Raw genomic sequence first — 16,436 nt, forward strand, 5'->3', positions numbered from 1 at the left:
GCCGCGATGGACACGTCGAGCACGATCGCGATGTTTCTACATTTCGGCTTGGTGGGCGTTGGTTGCCTCGCCATCGCCGAGAAGTTCATTCCGCTGTTGCCGTCCTATGTGCTGCTGATGCTGCTCGGGCTGACGGTCCCCGACGGCACGACGCTTGCGAAGACCATCCTCGCGACCAGCGCTGGATCGGTGATCGGCGCGATCGGCTGGTACGGGCTAGGCCGGGCGCTCGGCTCGCGGCGCATCGAAGGATTGGTGACGCGCTACGGCAAGTTCGTGCTGCTGCGGCCATCGCTCTACCGACAGCTCACCGACGCCTATCGCGGCAATCATTTCTGGGTGACGTTGATCGGTCAGACCTTGCCCACCGTGCGGATCTATCTGGCGCTGCCCGCCGGTGTGCTGCGGCTGGAGCCGCGCGCCTTCGTGATGGCGACGGCGATCGGCACGGTGATCTGGAACATGCCGTTCCTGAGTCTCGGCTATGCGCTGCGCGGCAGCGGCCATGATCCGATCAGCCTCGGCTTCTGGGTGGTGGTGGTCCTGATCGCCGTGGAAGTCGCGCTCTTGCTGGGATTTCGGCTCTACAAGCGCTCGCCCGCATCGGGGAGCGTCGCGCCTCCGCTTGCGCTCCCCTCACGCTTGCCGGTGGAGGAGGGCGCATGAGAGCGCTGCTGCCTCGCTTGCTGCCAGTCGCAGCGGCAGCGGAGGCCATTGCCTGATGCGTGTGCTGGTGGCGACCGACGCCTGGCATCCGCAGATCAACGGCGTGGTGCGTTCGCTCGAATATCTCGCCAGCGAGGCGCCGTCGCTCGGCGCGGAGATCAGCTTCCTGACGCCGGCCGATTTCCGCACCGTGCCGTTGCCGGGCTATCCGGAGATCCGGCTGGCGCTGCCGTCGATCGGGCGCATCGCGCGGGCGGTCGCGGCCGCACGTCCGGACTCGGTGCACATCGCGACCGAAGGCCCGATCGGCTGGATCGCCCGTCATGTCTGCCGGACGCGGGGCTATCCCTTCACCACCAGCTATCACACCCGCTTTCCCGAATATCTCGCCGCACGGCTGCCGGTGCCCCTGCGCTGGAGCTACGCGGCGTTGCGCCGTTTCCACAATGGCGGTGACGGCGTCATGGTCGGCTCGCCATCGCTCGAGCAGGCGCTGAAGGCGCATGGCTTCCGCAAGCTGATGCCGTGGTCGCGTGGCGTCGATGCCGAGCTGTTCTGCCCTCGTGCGGAACGGCCGCTGGCTTTCCCGACGCCGGTATTCCTCTATGTCGGCCGCGTCGCGGTCGAGAAGAACCTCGATGCATTTCTCGGTCTCGATCTGCCGGGCTCGAAAGTCGTGGTCGGGGATGGGCCGCTGCGCAGCAGCCTGCAAGCCCGGTTTCCGCACGTGCGCTTCCTCGGCACACGGACCGGCCGGGCGCTCGCCGACGCCTATGCGTCGGCCGATGTCATGGTGTTTCCAAGCCTGACCGATACGTTCGGAATGGTGATCCTCGAAGCACTGGCCAGCGGCTTGCCGGTCGCAGCCTATCCGGTGATGGGACCGCTCGACGTCATCGGCCAGTCGGGCTGCGGGTGTCTCGATCACGATCTGCGCCGGGCCGCGCTCGGCGCGCTGCAGGTGCCGCGCGAGAAATGCCGCGCCCACGCACTCACCTTTACCTGGCAGGAAAGCGTGCGGCAGTTCCTCGACAATATCGGGCGGGCGCACGCCGCGCCGGCGCGCGCAATCGTCGGCGGAGCGATTACAGGATGATTAGCTGCCCAGCAGCTCCGTGATCAGCCCGGCCGCCTTGATCCCGGTGCCGCTGATGATGACGACAGTGCGCTCCGCCGGCCGGATCGCGCCGCGCGCCTTCAGCACGTCGAGCGCGGCCGCCGCCGAGGCCGAGGTCGGCTCGACGAACAGGCCGGTCAACGCCAGCCGCTTCAATGCGGCGACGATGCCGTCTTCGGGTATAGCGACCGTGCCGCCGCCGCTCTCCTTCAGCGCCGCGATCATCTGCTTCAGCCGCAGCGGATGCTTGATCGCGGTGCCCTCGGCGATGGTCTTGCGGACCGCGCGATCGATCGGCGTGTCGACGCCGGCGGCGAAGCTGGCATCGACTGGCGAGCAGTTGAGCGGCTGCGCCGCGAACAGGCGCGGCAGCTTCTTGATCTGCCCGGCAGCCAGCAGTTCCTTGAAGCCGATATAGCAGCCGAGCAGGCTGCTGCCGGCGCCGACCGGCATGATCACATTGTCGGGCGCGGTGAAACCGGAATCTTCCCAGATCTCGTAGGCCAGCGACTTGGTGCCTTGCAGGAAGAACGGCTGCCAATTGTGGCTGGAGTAGAAGATCTGCTTCGACTGCCGGATCGCTTCCGCTTCCGATTCCTCGCGCGGCCCTTCGACCAGTTGCACCTCGGCGCCGAAGGCGTGCATCTGCGCGACCTTCATCGGCGACGTCGTCGCCGGCGCCAGGATCCTGACCCGCATGCCACCCGCGGCGCCATAGGCCGAGACGGACGCGCCGCCATTGCCGGACGAGTCCTCCAGCACGGCATCGACGCCGAGCTGGCGCAGGAACGAAAGCATCACCGTGGTGCCGCGATCCTTGAAGCTTGCGGTCGGATTGAACCATTCGAGCTTGAAATGCGGCCGCAGGTCGTCCCATTCCTTCTCGACCGCCGGCGTGCAGCCCTCGCCCATCGTGATCGGCTGCTTGATCTCGACCGGCAGCGCCGCGCGGTAGCGCCACAGCGATCGCGTCCCGCGCTCGATGTCGTCGCGGGAGATGCCGGGCAGCGGGGTGATCAGCAGCGGCTTGCCCTCGTCGGAGCACCAGCGCGGCATCTCCAGCGGATAGAGTTTTCCGTTGAGCGGATCGATGTAGCTGGGTGAAGGCATCTCTATTCAGTCCTCAAGGCGCGGTCCGGCCGGACACGCTGCGACCGAGCACGAAAGCCGGCAGGGTCGCAAGGGTGTCACGAACCATGATCGGGGCGGGCGCCCCTTCCGGCGGGTTCATTCCGGCCCGATTATGCCACCAAGTCGGCAAGTGCACACGCGCCGTGCCGAACAAATCATAGGCCGATCCCGCGACGAACAGGCATCGGTCGGCCGGCAGCGGCAGTTCGTCGAGCGCGAGCTGATAGGGTTGCGGCTGCGGCTTGTAATAGCCGGCACGCTCGGCCGTCACGAACACGGTGAGAGGGACGCCGAGGCGATCGGCGGCGGTGCGGCCGAGCCGCTCCGAGCAGTTGGTCACGACGCCGAGCGCGACACCGGCCTGGTGCAGCGTTTGCAGGACATCGCGGGCCTCGGGCCAGGGATCGAGCTCCGCATAGCGCGCGCCGAGCTCCGCCGCCCGTTCGAACGGCAGCCCGACATTGCGTGCGGCCTCGCCGACCAGATCCTCATAGGGTCGATAGCGTCCGGTGGCGTAGGTGTTCTTGAGATATTCGGCCCGCCAGCGCAGCCCGGCCTCGTCGGAGCCCGCGACTTTGTTCCAGAGTGTCCAGCTGTCGAGCAGCGCGGTCAGCAGATCGAACAGAACGGCGTCATAGGCCCGGGTCATATGCTGCGCTCCGTCTCCTACCATCCGCGAAACCGCTCCCATTGCCTGACTGTGTCGGAGCCGGCGGCAATGACATGATAACGGTCGTGCTGGGCTCCCGTGGCACAGGCGTGGTTCGGCAGGATCCGCACCTTGGCGCCGACCGGTAGCGTCAGCTGCGGCGCGGTGCTGCCGGGACGCAGCGCGATGATGCCGTGCTCCTGATTGGTTTCGGTCACGATCAAATCCGGATAGGGCCGGCCGTCGACGTCGCAGACGATGCCGTAACCCTGGTCGATCGGCTGCTTCGCGGTGCCGCGATCGCGCGACAGCGCCATCCAGCCGGCGTCGATGAAGGTCCAGCCGCGATCGGCGCGATGACCGATCACGGTCGCGAGCACCGACAGCGCGATGTCCTCGACCGCGCAGACCCCGATTCCCGCCATGACCAGGTCGAACATCACGAAGACGCCGGCGCGCACCTCGGTGACGCCGTCGAGCCGGCGCGCGAAATGCGCCGTCGGCGTCGAGCCGACGCTGACCACGGGGCAGGGCAATCCGGCCGAACGCAACGCCTCGGCGCAGGCGACCGCGGCGGCGCGCTCCTGCTCGGCCGCCTGCTCGAGCGCCGCTACGCTGCGGCAGGAATAGGATTCACCGGCATGCGCCATGACGCCGCGCAGTTCGGCGCCGCCTTGATGCAGCGCGCGGCCGATCTCGACCAGCAGCGGGTCGTTGGCGCCGACGCCGGCGCGGTGGCCGTCGCAATCGATCTCGATCAGCACGGGAATGCGGTCGTTCGTCCGGCGCGCCGTCGTGGCGACGGCGGTGGCTTGCTCCAAGCCGTCGAGCACCACCGTGAGGTCCACGCCCTGCCGCCGCAGTGCGGCGACGCGGTCGAGTTTCTGTGGTGCGATGCCGACGGCATAGAGGATGTCCTTGACGCCTGCCGCGGCAAACATCTCGGCCTCCTGCAGGGTCGAGACCGCAGCCGGGCCGCTTGGGCCGTCCATCACGGCGCGCGCTGCGGGAATCGATTTCGCGGTCTTCAGATGCGGGCGCAGCGGCACACCGAGCCGCGCCAGCCGCGTCTTGAGGCGTGCAATGTTGTGCAGCATCCGGTCCTCGTCGAGGACGAGGCAGGGCGTCTCGATCCCGGCGAGTGGATGCGTTGTGGTCGGAATAAGGGTTGATGACATGCGGCGAGAGTAGCGGTTTTCATGCTAAGCGCAATTTACCGAAGGTCATTCCTATATTAAGCCTGAACTTAATGATCTCGACCGACGATATCCGCTTCTTCATGGCCATCGCTGCGGCCCGGTCGCTGGCGGCCGCGGCGCGGGCGCTCGACGTGACGCCATCGGCGGTCTCGCAGCGGCTGCAGAGCCTCGAGCAGCGGCTCGGCGTTCAACTGGTCAGCCGTTCGGCCCGGCGGCTGACGCTGACCGATGAGGGCGAGCTGCTGGTGCAGCGCGGCGGCGCATTGCTCGACGAGGCGACGGAGTTGACCGAAGCGCTGCAGGCGCGTCGCGGAACCATTTCAGGCCATCTGAAGATTCTCGCACCGCTCGGCTTCGGGCGCCGCTACGTGGCGCCTGTTGTCGCTGCCTTCCGGTCACGCCATCCCGACGTGTCGGTCGAGCTCGAGCTGTCCGATCGGCCGGCGCGTGCGGCCGCGGGCGCGTGGGACGTCATGATCCACATCGGCGCGCTGAAGGATTCCTCGCTTCGCTTGCTGCGTCTTGCGCCGAACGAGCGCATCCTCTGCGCCTCGCCGGCCTATCTGAAGCGCCGCGGCATGCCGGCTACGCCGCAGGATTTGCGTGGGCATCAATGCGTCGCGTTACGTGAGAACGAGGAGGACGTGACGCTCTGGCGGTTCTCCCGCAAGCGCGCCGCCTCTGAGCCTGACGTCATCAGGATCGAGCCGATGCTGTCGAGCAATGACGGCGAGGTCGTGAAGGCGTGGGCGCTGGCCGATCTCGGCCTGATCGTGCGGTCGGAGTGGGATGTCGCCGAGGATATCGGCCGCGGCCGGCTGGTCCGCGTCCTGCCGAATTATCACCTGCCGCCGGCCGACATCGTCGCGTTACTCAATCCCGGCCGCGGTGGGCGGGCGAGGCGCACGCAGGCTTTCTTGGAGCACCTGCGCGCCGCGCTTTCGCCGCCGCCATGGCGCAGCAGGCTGCGATGACAAACGGCGCTAGCACTTACGCCGCGCCGGCCTGCTTGCTGAGATAGTTCTTTGCAAAGTCGAGATACCAGTCGAGGCATCCGGGATTGGCCATCGCGTCTCGGTTGATCACCTTCTCGATCGCGTGGCCGAGCAGCAGCTTCTTGACCGGCAGCTCCTGCTTCTTGCCGGACAGCGTGCGCGGAATTTCCGCCACCGCGAAGATGTCGTTGGGCAGGAAGCGGCGCGACAGCCCGGCTTCCACCGCCTTGTTGATCTTCGCCCTCATCGCGGCATCCAGCGCAACGCCGTCGCGCAGCACCACGAACAGCGGCATGTAGCTGTCGCGGCCGAGATATTCGAGGTCGACGACCAGCGAATCCAGCACCTCCGGCAGCGCCTCGATCGCCGAATAGAGCTCACTGGTGCCCATCCGCAAGCCATGGCGGTTGATGGTGGCATCGCTGCGGCCGTAGATCACGCAGGAGCCGTCGGGATCGATCTTGAGCCAGTCGCCATGCCGCCACACCGGGCCGCGGCCGCTTCCGTCGAAATTGTCGGGATAGGTCTCGAAGTAACTGGAGAGATAGCGCGCATTGCCGGGATCGTTCCAGAACCGCAGCGGCATCGAGGGCAGCGGCTCGGTGCAGACCAGCTCGCCGACCTCGTCGATCACCGCGCGGCCCTGCTCGTCGAACGCCTCCACCGCGCAGCCGAGCAGGCGGCATTGCATGACGCCCGGCGTCTGCGGCAATTCGCGATTGCCGCCGATGAAGGCGCCGGCGAAATCGGTGCCGCCGGAAATATTGGCCCACCACATCTCGGCCTGCGCGGCGTTGCCGTTGCGCTTCGATAGCGCGGCGAAGCGTTCGTTGAACCAGGCTTGCGTGTCGGCGGAGAGCGGCGAGCCGGTCGAGCCGAGCGTGCGCAGGCCCGAGAGGTCGCCGACGGCGGCAAGGTCGATCTCGGCCTTGGTGCAGTTGGCGAAGAACGCCGCACCGGCACCGAAGAAGGTCGCCTTGGCGTCGGCGACGAAGCGCCACAGCGTGGTCCAGTCCGGCTTGTCCTTGGTGCCGCCGGGGCTGCCGTCGAAAATGCAGCAGGTGGTGCCGTTGAGCAGGCCGTTGGTCTGGCAATTCCACATGATCCAGCCGGTCGACGAGTACCAGTGGAAGCGTTCGCCGAACGAATTCGGATGGTAGCTGCACCCGACGTCGTTGTGCAGCGTCGACAGCGGCAGCGCCACCACGATGATGCCGCCATGGCTGTGCAGGATCGGCTTCGGCAATCCCGTGGTGCCCGAGGAATAGACGATCCAGAGCGGATGATCGAACGGCAGCCATTCCGGCTCGAAGGCGTCGATCTCGGCATTCTGGCCCGCGAGGATGGACGACAATCGTGTTTCGGACGGAGCGGCGTCGCTGTGCAGGATGACGTGCTCAACCGTCGTCAGCGCGCGCCGCAGCTCCTCGATCACGCTTTGCCGGTCGTGGCGACGGCCCGCGTAGGTCACGGCATCGCAGGCGATGAGCACTTTGGGCTCGATCTGCTTGAAGCGGTCGATCACCGCGGGCGCCGCCATGTCGGGCGCGCAGACGCTCCAAATCGCACCCAGACTCGCGGTCGCGAGGAAGGCGATGATCGTCTCCGGGATGTTCGGCAGGTAGGCCGCGACCCGGTCGCCGGCGCGGACGCCGTTGGCCTTCAGATGCAGCGCCAGCGCCGCCGATTTGCGCCGCAGCTCGGGCCAGCTCGTCTCCGACAGCTTGCCGTCCTCGCCGCTTGAGATCAGGGCCGGCAGCCCTGCGGCATGCGCCGGTTCAACGTGACGGAAGACCTGGCGGGCATAATTCACCGAGGCGCCGGGAAACCACGCCGCGCCTGGCATCTTGCGCTCGGCCAGCACCGCGGAATGCGGTGTCGGCGAGCGCAGGTCGAAATAATCCCAGACGCTTTGCCAGAATCCGTCGATATCGGTGACCGACCAGCGCCGCATTGCCTCGAAATCCGCAAATTCGAGGCCGCGCGTCTGCTGCAGCCATTGCCGGTAAAGGGCCATTTGCGGGACGTAAGGTGCGGTCATGAGCGGTTTCCGACGTTTCTTGTGCTGCGCATGCGCGATCGGGCATGCCGGCGTCTCTTAACATAGGGATGCGAGCGCGGCGAACGAAGTGGCACCGCGGCCTGCGTCATATTCTTACCGCCACCGCAGCGTGCTATTCCGTCGGTACGGGCTGATTCCAGGCCTGTCGGATAGGAGCGGCCATGTCTGTCGGCGAACTCTTCATCCTCGGCTTTTACGGCAAGGTCATTCCGCCCTGGCTGAGGCAGTTCGCCGCGCAATTCGGGCTCGGCGGAGTGATCCTGTTCGACTACTCGTGTCAGACCCGGCAATACGACAACAACATCGCTTCGCCTGCGCAGGTGCAGTCGCTGTGCGCGGAGATCGCAGGCCTGCCGTCACAGCCGCTGGTCTTCATCGACCAGGAGGGGGGCCTGGTGCGCCGGCTCAAGGAAGGCCTGGGCTTTCAGCCGCTGCCGAGCGCCAAGGATTTTAATCGGCTCGCCACTGCCGAGAAGCAGACGATCCTGGCCGCGAGCTATGGCGAGCTGCGCCGGCTCGGCATCCGCTACAATTTCGCGCCCGTCATCGACGTCGATTTCAATCCCGATAATCCCAACATCGGCAAGATCAAGCGGTCCTATTCGTCTGAGATCGCCGAGGTCGAGGCCAACGCTCGCCTGGTCGACGCCGCGGCGCGGCAAGCTGGCGTGGGGCTTTGCCTGAAGCACTATCCGGGAATCGGCGGCGCGGCCGTCGATTCCCATCTGGAGTTCATGGATATTTCCGACGCGCTGCGGCCGGAGCAGGAGGAGCTGTTCTATGCGCTGGCGCCGCAAATCCATGGCGATGCGGTGTTGGTCAGCCACGCCATCGTCCGCCAGTGGGACGCGCAGCATCCGATGACATTGTCGCCGGCCGGGATCGGCCGGCTTCGCCGCCGCCTGCCCGAGACGCTGCTGATCACCGACGACATGCAGATGCAGGGATTGCAGAAGGCGCTCGGCACCAGCGCGGCCAGCTTGCAAGCGATCGCCGCCGGCATGGACATGATCTGCATCGGCAACAATCTGTTCGACCAGGAGCAGGCGATGGCGGGCATCGCCGCGGCGGTCGTGGGTGCAGTGCAGAAGGGATCACTGGATCAGGCCGCGGTGCAGCGCTCCATAGCGCGGGTGCACAAGCGCAAGGCGCTGCTCGCCTGATCGCGTTGAACCAATTTTTGCGCCGGGCGACCACAAGGAGCGGAACCAAATTTCATTACCGTGATTTAACAATGACGCTCATCGGGGCTAACAACCATGAAGATGCTCAAGCGTCTCTTCCGATTGACCTGGCTACGCCGCGACGCACGCAGCTCAGCCGATGTCCCGCCTGCCTCCATTGATCCCGACGAATTCACCCGCCTGCTGTGCAGCGGGCGTGCCGAGGATTTGCGGATCCTGGCGAAGCGGCTGAGTCAACGCTCGCGCGCCCATGCCTAGAGCATGATCCGGAAAAGTGCGAAGCAGTTTTCCGGAAAGAGCCGGCTCTGACTAACCAGAACCGGAAAGTCTGGCGCGCGCCGTGGGTTTCGCTCGGCTCTCGACGCGATGTGTTACTGCTTCGCCTTTTCGTGATTGCCGATCCCGACCGCCTTATAGTCGTAGGTCGGGTAGAATTCGGTGTGATAGGCGCCCCAGGCACTGTTCTCGATGACGCGGTTGACTTCGCGCAGCCGCGAAGCCGGCAGCCGCAATGTCACCACCTGGCCGACACCCATCATCACATACCAGCTGACGACCTCGACGCCTTCGGGCGGAAACGCCTTGTAGAAGCCCTGCCGCTCGAGCTGCGCGTTGAGTTCGCTGAGCGGGCGTGACTGATCATGCTTGAAGAAGATCGTGATCATGATCGCGTTGTCTGACGTCGGTGCGGCACTGCTGGTCGTTGCGGTCTGGGCCCGCGCGCCGGCGCCGAGCATCAATGCAGCAGCAAGCGCTGTGATCGCCATCCAGGATCGGTGTCGCCCGTTTCGCCCTCGCTTCATGGCCCCACTCTTTTTGTTGTTGGTCGAGAGACGGCGATCATCGCGGCGCGTGCCGGGGCTGTAAATTGACATTCACCTGAGCGGATGCCCGCCCGATGCTCCCTTGCTGTTCCCTTCCTGCTTACTGGCCGCCCTTGGGCCGATGTGAACCGTCTCATATGTGCGTGCTCAAGCGTGCGGTAAGGCGATGCCATCCCGATGCCCAGAGGGATGATCGATATGACGACCCGGCGAATGGCGTATTGGTGGTTCAGGTTCGTTCTTTCGGGGCGGTTCCTGCAGAAGTTCTTTCGGCTCCGGCGCCCGTGACGTCAGCTCCGCGGCCGCGGCTCGCAGCCGGTTCACCCGCGCCCACTGCGACGGGACACGGGCGGCCGAACGATAATGGTTACGTCGGTCTGTGAAGCCGCCAAGAGCCGGTCGGGCCCTGCGTCCCGTAAGAATACTGTCATTCGACTCAAATATGCGAGATTCGTTGCCAAATCAGCGGTAATCTGCGCCTCCTTGTCAGGTCGGGGCCCGAGGTCACAGTTGCGTCACCCGTAGTTCTACGGAGTCCCGTGTTAACGCGGCCACAAGTTCACCTTCGGTAAACCATACTTATGACGCAACATGACAATCGAGCCGAGGCGCGCCTCCCGACATGGATGGGTGGAACCGCGACGCTCGAGACCCAGTCGGCCGAACTCCAGGGTGTTGCTGCACCGCGACCACAGGTCACCTCGGACGCCGGTGCCGCGATTGTCCGGCAGTTCAACGGGCCCGTGACGGCGCTGCTGCTCTATATGAATGAGCTCAAACAGCACAGCCAGCAATTCGCGCACGCGCCCGGCAACGGCGTCTATCTGCGTCAGGTAATCGAGAACGCGCTCGAGCAGACCGAACGGGTGTCTGCGATGCTGAAGCAGATTTCCGATCTCTATCCGAATGCCGTTCCGGTCACCGACCTCAAGCCGCAGGGCGACGACAAGACGGTAGGCGTGCGATCGCCCGAAATCATGTTCGCGCCGGAAGCCGGTCGCAAGCCATTGACCAAGCGCGAGCGTGAAGTGCTCAGCCTGATCAGCGATGGCTATTCCAACAAGCAGGGCGCGTTGCGGATGAACATCAGCCCGCGCACGTTCGAGAGTCATCGCGCCGAAGCGATGCGCAAGCTCGGGGCGCGCAACACCGCGGATCTGGTCCGCAAGGCATTGCTGCATTCCGCCTGAGCCGTGAAGCCGGCTCGGCAGAACCTGGTCCGTCAGAACCCGTTCTCAGAAATCGTCTTTCGTAGCGAAGCACAGGCGCGGCGCGAACCGCCCGGCGGGGACGGCCACCTTCGGCTCCTCCGGAACGATCGTGACCACCCATGCCGCGGTTGCGCCCGATCTGCTTTCGACGATCGCGCGCACGCGTCCGGTGACGGTCGCGCCGGCCGACCGGACGGTGGCGGTTCGGCCGTTGAACTGGGCCATGCGGAAGCGCCGGGCTTCCTTCCGGTCGGTCGTCTCGTAAGTGAACATCGGCTCCCCCGTGCGTCCACGCAATTGTGGGGAATCAGCGTTATCCGACGGTGAAAATCGCACGCCGTAGAAGTACGGCTCAGGCTTCGGATCAGGCCCTAGCCGCCGACCTCTTGGCAACTCAGCAGTCCCGCATACTGCGCCTTGACTGTGGCGTAGCATTCGCATGCGGTCCGGCTCAGGCCGTCCGCATTGGTGATCTCGATGTGCCCGCGGCTGTAGTGGATGAAATTCGCCTGCTGCAAAGTATGCGCGACCAGCGACACGCTGTTGCGGCGGGCGCCGATCATCTGCGCCATCGCCTCCTGCGTTAGAACGATCTTGTTGCTGCCGGAGAGGTCGCGCGTCTGCAGCAGGCATCGCGCCAACCTCGATTCCACGGTGTGCACGGCGTTGCACCCGGCGGTCTGCTGGATCTGGGCATAGACGGCGAGGCCATGTCGAATCAGCATCGCGCGCAGCGTCGGGCTCAGCGCGGCGGCCGCCCGCAAGGCTTTAACCTCGATCGTGGAGGTCACGCCCGGCACCAGGGCCACGGCGCTGCTCAGCGTGGGAGCCTCACCAAGCCCCGCGAATGCACCATAGATGCTGTCGCGGCCGACCATCGCGACCTGGACGCGCTCGCCTCGGCCGAGCTTGACCACCAGCGAGATCACGCCCTTGTGCGGCATATAAGTCAGCTGGAGCAACTCGTCGGCCTCGACCAGCACCGAATCGGCGGCGAGCTCGATGGTCCGCAGATGTGGCCGCATCAGCTCGAAATCGTTCGCGGACAGCGACGACAGGAATCCGTTGGGTGATCGCGGAATCTTATCCAAAGCGACCTCCTGCCTGTCGGCGAAGCTTGTCTCTGGTCACCAGGGTAGATGCGTGCAGCCGGACGTCATTGCAACTTATTCTGGCACGTCTCGGTTCCAATGGAAACACATCTTGGTTCCATTAGGAATATGCCAATCGCCGCAGGCGGCGCTATCCGCGGCTGGAATCATCCGGTCCGATCAATTGCTCGGCATGCGCCTTGACGGTCGCATAACATTCGCACGCCGCCTTCCGCAGACCATCGATATCGATGATTTCGATATGACCGCGGCTGTAACGCAGGATGCCGGCCTGCTGGAACCCATGCGCGACGATCGAGACCGCATTGCGCCGGACGCCGATCATCTGGGCCAGCATCTCCTGGGTCAGCGGCAATGCCTCGCTGCCGCACAGATCGCGCGCGCGCAGCAGCCAGCGTGACAGCCGTGCCTCGACCGGATGCGAGACGTTGCAGGCCACCGATTGCTGCGTCTGCGCCATCAGCGCCTGCTCGTAGAGCGCGACCAGGGTCCGGAAATCCGCGCTGTGACCGGCCGCCTCGCGGAAGTCCTCCGCCCTCAGCATCGAGGCCGTACCCGGGACCACGACGATCGCGTCGGCGAGCAGCGGCCGGTCATGCATGGCGGCGGACGCGCCGACGACGCCATCGCGACCGATGGTTGCAATCTCAACAGATTGCCCGTCGGACAGATTGACCATCATCGAGACCACGCCGCTGTGCGGGAAGTAAACCCGTTGCACCGGTGCCCCGGCTTCGGCGAGCACCGCTTCCTTGGTCAGGTCGACGGTTTCGAGAAAAGGATGAAGTTGCGCGTACTCCGTGGAGAGAAGTGCTTGCAACAGACGATTGGGCGGAGGTGATACCGCAGACATTAGAACTCCTGCCGAGGGCGGGAGCACTACGGTCTCGCTTCACCTACTCTTGGCGTGTGGTCAGCGAACATAGCTTGCCTGTCCAATAGCACAAGGGTTGTGGTGCGAACCTTATACCCTCTAGGGGGCAGACGGTCGGCGTCGCGTCGGCCTGCGCGGCAGTCACTGTCGATTCGAACCGCACGCACCGCGAGCGACAAGGTTGCGGCATTGTCTCGCATTTATTGATTTCCATTAACTCTCATGCGTGGCGGGCCGTAGGTCGCCGCGATTGCGATTCCTGGTTTTTGTGCGCCTGACCGGCGGCGGCGGGATGCCGCAAGTCGCGCAAATGCGAGGACAAATTCGCCGCCGCGAGATTGATCCGGCCGTGGACATGCGCCGCTCGGCGCAGCGTCTGCATCGTTAGGCCGTAGAATCACCGGCAAGGCCGTTCTGGGTATTTGTACGGAGCGGCCCTTTAACGAACGGGTAGCGCGGACGGACCAGTGTGGCACCGGTCGCCGTGTGAAATTTACGGCGTCGCGTCAATCGTGTTCATCCAGAAGGGTATCAGTATGTCCGGCATCGTCCTCTCGGCATCGGTCCGTCAAAATCTGCTTTCGCTGCAGTCGACGGCCGACCTGCTCGCCACCACGCAGAACCGCTTGTCCACCGGCAAGAAGGTCAACACTGCTCTCGACAATCCGACCAACTTCTTCACGGCGCAGTCGCTCGACAACCGCGCCAGCGACATCAACAACCTGTTGGATGGCATCGGCAACGGCGTGCAGGTGCTGCAGGCCGCCAACACCGGCATCACCTCGCTGCAGAAGCTCGTCGACAGCGCCAAGTCGGTCGCCAACCAGGCCCTGCAGGCTGCGGTCGGTTATTCCGCGAAGTCGCAGGTGACGACCGCCGTGATCACCGGCGCGACCACCGACGACATCCGTGGCACCGCCACCTACAGCAACGCCATCCTCGCCGGCACGGCCGTCAACAACAACCTCACGACGCCGGCGCCGATCACGACCGCGACCAAACTCGTCAGCGCGACCAACGCTGATACCCTGGCGACGACCCCGACCGGTACGATCAGTGTCAACGGCAAGTCGATCACGTTCTCGACCTCGCAGACCACGTCGACGACCGACTCGTCCGGCAACGTCACGCTGGGCACCGGCGCCGGCAGCAACCTGACGGTCGGCGACCTGCTCACCGCGATCGACGGCATCACCGGCGCGACCACTGCCTCCACCATCACGGCGGGCGCACTCCAGATCAGCACCGGCGTCAACCAGGATCTCAACATCTCCGGCTCGGGGCTGGCCGCGTTCGGCCTGACCGCCACGACCAAGGCACGTACCGTGGCGACGCCGTCGCCGCTGGATGGCTTGACGCTGACGATCGGCGCGACTGGCAATGGCACCGCGACCAACATCACGTTCGGTAGCGGCGCAGGCCAGGTGAAGTCGCTCAACGATCTGAACAACGCATTGTCGGCCAACAACCTGCAGGCGTCGCTCAGCGCAGGCGGTGCGCTCACCATCAGCACCACCAACGATGCTGCGTCCTCGACCATCGGCACCATCGGTGGCACGGCAGCCGCGTCGGGCAAGCTGTTCAACGGCCTCGCGGGCAGCGCCCCGGTGCAGGATCCGGGTGGGCTGTCGAACCGCGCCAACCTGGTCAACCAGTACAACAACATCCTGGATCAGATCACCACGACCGCCCAGGACGCGTCGTACAACGGCATCAACCTGCTCAATGGCGATCAGCTCAAGCTGACCTTCAACGAGACGGGCTCCTCGACGCTGAAGATCCAGGGCGTGACCTTCGATGCCTCCGGCCTCAACCTCACCAAGCTGACCGCCGGCACGGACTTCATCGACAACGCTTCGGCCAACGCCACGCTGAAGACGCTCAACAGCGCGAGCGGCCTGCTGCGCACCCAGGCTTCGACCCTCGGTTCGAACCTGTCGATCGTGCAGATCCGCCAGGACTTCTCGAAGAACCTGATCAACGTGCTGCAGACCGGCTCGTCCAACCTGACGCTGGCCGACACCAACGAGGAAGCGGCCAACAGCCAGGCGCTGTCGACCCGCCAGTCGATCGCGGTGTCCGCGCTGGCTCTGGCCAACCAGTCGCAGCAGAGCGTTCTGCAGCTGCTCCGCTAAGCGTAGCCGCGACAGACATCGAATATCGAGGCGGCGGAGGAAACTCCGCCGCCTTTGCTTTAGGCGCGCTTAACCATCCCGCGAGGTTCAACCAGCGGGCGATCACGTCTTGATGCCGGCGAATGTCGGCGCCGCGAATGTTTCGCTTGGCTTAGCGAGGCCGTGATTCCCTTTGATTCAAATTGCGATGGCCGGTGGAACGGGCTCTTTCCCGTCCGGGTGGTAAGGGCCTGTCCTGGTGAGACTGGTCGTGATGTCGTGATGCATCGTCGCTTGAAGCGCTTCATCGTCCGTATTTGCACGGACGGCGAAATTAACGTCGCTGTGAAGCCGCCCAAGTTATCGATGCGAGGCGAGCGTTCCGTAGCACCTTGAGGGGACCTATCCATGGACGATCTGTTGCGCGAGTTCCTGACGGAGAGCAGCGAGAGCCTGGATACGGTCGACAACCAGCTGGTGCAGTTCGAGCAGGATCCGAACAACGCGAAGATCCTGGATAACATTTTCCGCCTTGTGCACACCATCAAGGGGACCTGCGGCTTCCTCGGGCTGCCGCGGCTGGAAGCGCTGGCGCATGCCGGCGAGACCCTGATGGGCAAATTCCGCGACGGCATGCCGGTGAAGGCCGAAGCCGTGACGCTGATCCTGTCCTCGATCGACCGCATCAAGGAGATTTTGGGCGGGCTCGAGGCGACCGAGGCCGAGCCGGAGGGTAACGACCGCGACTTGATCGATCAGCTCGAAGCGATGGTCGAACGCGGCATGGCCGCGATGGCCGCGGGTGAGGTTGCTGAAGAGGACGTGCCGGTGGTCGAGGCGCCGTCCGTGCAGGCGGCAATGACCGAAGGCACGCTGGTGGTGCAGACGCTGGAGCGACCCTTGCGTCCGGGCGAGGTCTCGCTCGACGAGCTCGAGCGCGCCTTCCGCGAGACCGAGACCGACGTGGCCCCGCCGGCACCCGCACCAGCGCCTGCCGCAAAGCCAGTCGCCGCAGCGCCCGCTGCCGCAGCCGAGCCCGCTGAAGCCGCAAAGAAGCCGACCCGCAAGGCCGCCGCCGAGACCGATGTCCAGGAAGGCGACAAGATCGCCAACCAGTCGATCCGGGTCAATGTCGACACCCTCGAACACCTGATGACCATGGTCTCCGAGCTGGTCTTGACCCGCAACCAGCTCTTGGAGATCTCCCGCCGCAACGAGGATACCGAGTTCAAGGTGCCGCTGCAGCGGCTCTCCAACGTCACCGCCGAGCTGCAGGAAGGCGTCATGAAGACGCGGAT

The 16,436-nt window shown here is 65.1% G+C and carries 16 protein-coding genes; 8 read left to right on the forward strand and 8 right to left on the reverse strand.

All coding sequences use genetic code 11. The features are described from left to right. The first annotated feature begins 6 nt into the window (after window positions 1–6). Window positions 7–666 (forward strand): DedA family protein, encoded by a 660-nt coding sequence (locus tag JQ616_RS27955; protein ID WP_212020116.1) that lies wholly within the window; start codon window positions 7–9, stop codon window positions 664–666. Window positions 667–721: 55 nt separating this feature from the next. Beyond that, window positions 722–1,762, forward strand: a complete 1,041-nt coding sequence (locus JQ616_RS27960; protein ID WP_283812674.1) for a glycosyltransferase family 4 protein — start codon at window positions 722–724, stop codon at window positions 1,760–1,762. Here JQ616_RS27960 and JQ616_RS27965 read toward each other — a convergent pair whose 3' ends face one another. The 3 genes from JQ616_RS27965 to JQ616_RS27975 are packed head-to-tail and all read right to left on the reverse strand — an operon-like array spanning window position 1,763 to window position 4,741. Next, on the reverse strand, window positions 1,763–2,893 hold the full coding sequence (locus JQ616_RS27965; RefSeq protein WP_212020119.1) for a threonine synthase: 1,131 nt from the start codon (window positions 2,891–2,893) through the stop codon (window positions 1,763–1,765). Between the two features lie 13 nt (window positions 2,894–2,906). Next, a complete protein-coding gene (locus JQ616_RS27970) occupies window positions 2,907–3,563 on the reverse strand; it encodes an HAD-IA family hydrolase (protein ID WP_212020121.1) in 657 nt (218 codons plus the stop codon). A gap of 17 nt (window positions 3,564–3,580) precedes the next feature. Beyond that, entirely contained in the window at window positions 3,581–4,741 is a 1,161-nt protein-coding gene (locus JQ616_RS27975; protein WP_212020122.1) for a DSD1 family PLP-dependent enzyme, read from the reverse strand. Between the two features lie 71 nt (window positions 4,742–4,812). On the opposite strand from JQ616_RS27975, the gene JQ616_RS27980 reads away from it, so the two are divergent. After that, entirely contained in the window at window positions 4,813–5,736 is a 924-nt protein-coding gene (locus tag JQ616_RS27980; protein WP_212020124.1) for a LysR substrate-binding domain-containing protein, read from the forward strand. A 16-nt stretch (window positions 5,737–5,752) separates the two neighbouring features. Here JQ616_RS27980 and JQ616_RS27985 read toward each other — a convergent pair whose 3' ends face one another. After that, window positions 5,753–7,837 (reverse strand): acetoacetate--CoA ligase, encoded by a 2,085-nt coding sequence (locus JQ616_RS27985; protein ID WP_349630049.1) that lies wholly within the window; start codon window positions 7,835–7,837, stop codon window positions 5,753–5,755. A 143-nt stretch (window positions 7,838–7,980) separates the two neighbouring features. On the opposite strand from JQ616_RS27985, the gene JQ616_RS27990 reads away from it, so the two are divergent. Both JQ616_RS27990 and JQ616_RS27995 read left to right on the forward strand, forming a co-directional pair. Then, window positions 7,981–8,982 carry a glycoside hydrolase family 3 protein gene (locus JQ616_RS27990; protein WP_212020127.1) on the forward strand — a complete coding sequence of 334 codons (1,002 nt, stop codon included), beginning with the start codon at window positions 7,981–7,983 and terminating at the stop codon, window positions 8,980–8,982. 96 nt (window positions 8,983–9,078) lie between these two features. Beyond that, window positions 9,079–9,261: a hypothetical protein gene (locus tag JQ616_RS27995; protein ID WP_212020132.1), complete on the forward strand. Its 183-nt coding sequence runs from the start codon at window positions 9,079–9,081 to the stop codon at window positions 9,259–9,261. Between the two features lie 113 nt (window positions 9,262–9,374). Here the strand turns inward: JQ616_RS27995 and JQ616_RS28000 are convergent, their stop codons facing one another. Continuing rightward, entirely contained in the window at window positions 9,375–9,770 is a 396-nt protein-coding gene (locus tag JQ616_RS28000; RefSeq protein WP_249137306.1) for a hypothetical protein, read from the reverse strand. A gap of 683 nt (window positions 9,771–10,453) precedes the next feature. Between JQ616_RS28000 and JQ616_RS28005 the strand changes: the two genes are divergently transcribed. Next, window positions 10,454–11,017: a helix-turn-helix domain-containing protein gene (locus JQ616_RS28005; RefSeq protein ID WP_249137307.1), complete on the forward strand. Its 564-nt coding sequence runs from the start codon at window positions 10,454–10,456 to the stop codon at window positions 11,015–11,017. Between the two features lie 45 nt (window positions 11,018–11,062). Here JQ616_RS28005 and JQ616_RS28010 read toward each other — a convergent pair whose 3' ends face one another. The 3 genes from JQ616_RS28010 to JQ616_RS28020 form a co-directional block, all read right to left on the reverse strand. Further along, window positions 11,063–11,311 (reverse strand): hypothetical protein, encoded by a 249-nt coding sequence (locus tag JQ616_RS28010; RefSeq protein WP_212020139.1) that lies wholly within the window; start codon window positions 11,309–11,311, stop codon window positions 11,063–11,065. A gap of 98 nt (window positions 11,312–11,409) precedes the next feature. Then, entirely contained in the window at window positions 11,410–12,129 is a 720-nt protein-coding gene (locus tag JQ616_RS28015) for a Crp/Fnr family transcriptional regulator (RefSeq protein WP_212020141.1), read from the reverse strand. 151 nt (window positions 12,130–12,280) lie between these two features. After that, window positions 12,281–13,003, reverse strand: coding sequence for a Crp/Fnr family transcriptional regulator (locus tag JQ616_RS28020; RefSeq protein WP_249137308.1), 723 nt, complete (start codon window positions 13,001–13,003; stop codon window positions 12,281–12,283). Window positions 13,004–13,560: 557 nt separating this feature from the next. Here JQ616_RS28020 and JQ616_RS28025 point away from each other — a divergent pair. Together JQ616_RS28025 and JQ616_RS28030 are read left to right on the forward strand one after the other, a co-directional pair. Further along, the gene (locus tag JQ616_RS28025; protein ID WP_212020143.1) at window positions 13,561–15,159 is read left to right on the forward strand and encodes a flagellin; all 1,599 of its coding nucleotides are present in this window, start codon (window positions 13,561–13,563) and stop codon (window positions 15,157–15,159) included. Between the two features lie 387 nt (window positions 15,160–15,546). Beyond that, on the forward strand, window positions 15,547–16,436 hold an 890-nt coding region (locus tag JQ616_RS28030), incomplete at its 3' end, for an Hpt domain-containing protein (RefSeq protein WP_212020145.1).

This window comes from Bradyrhizobium tropiciagri (genome assembly GCF_018130545.1).
GTDB lineage: Bacteria > Pseudomonadota > Alphaproteobacteria > Rhizobiales > Xanthobacteraceae > Bradyrhizobium > Bradyrhizobium tropiciagri_A.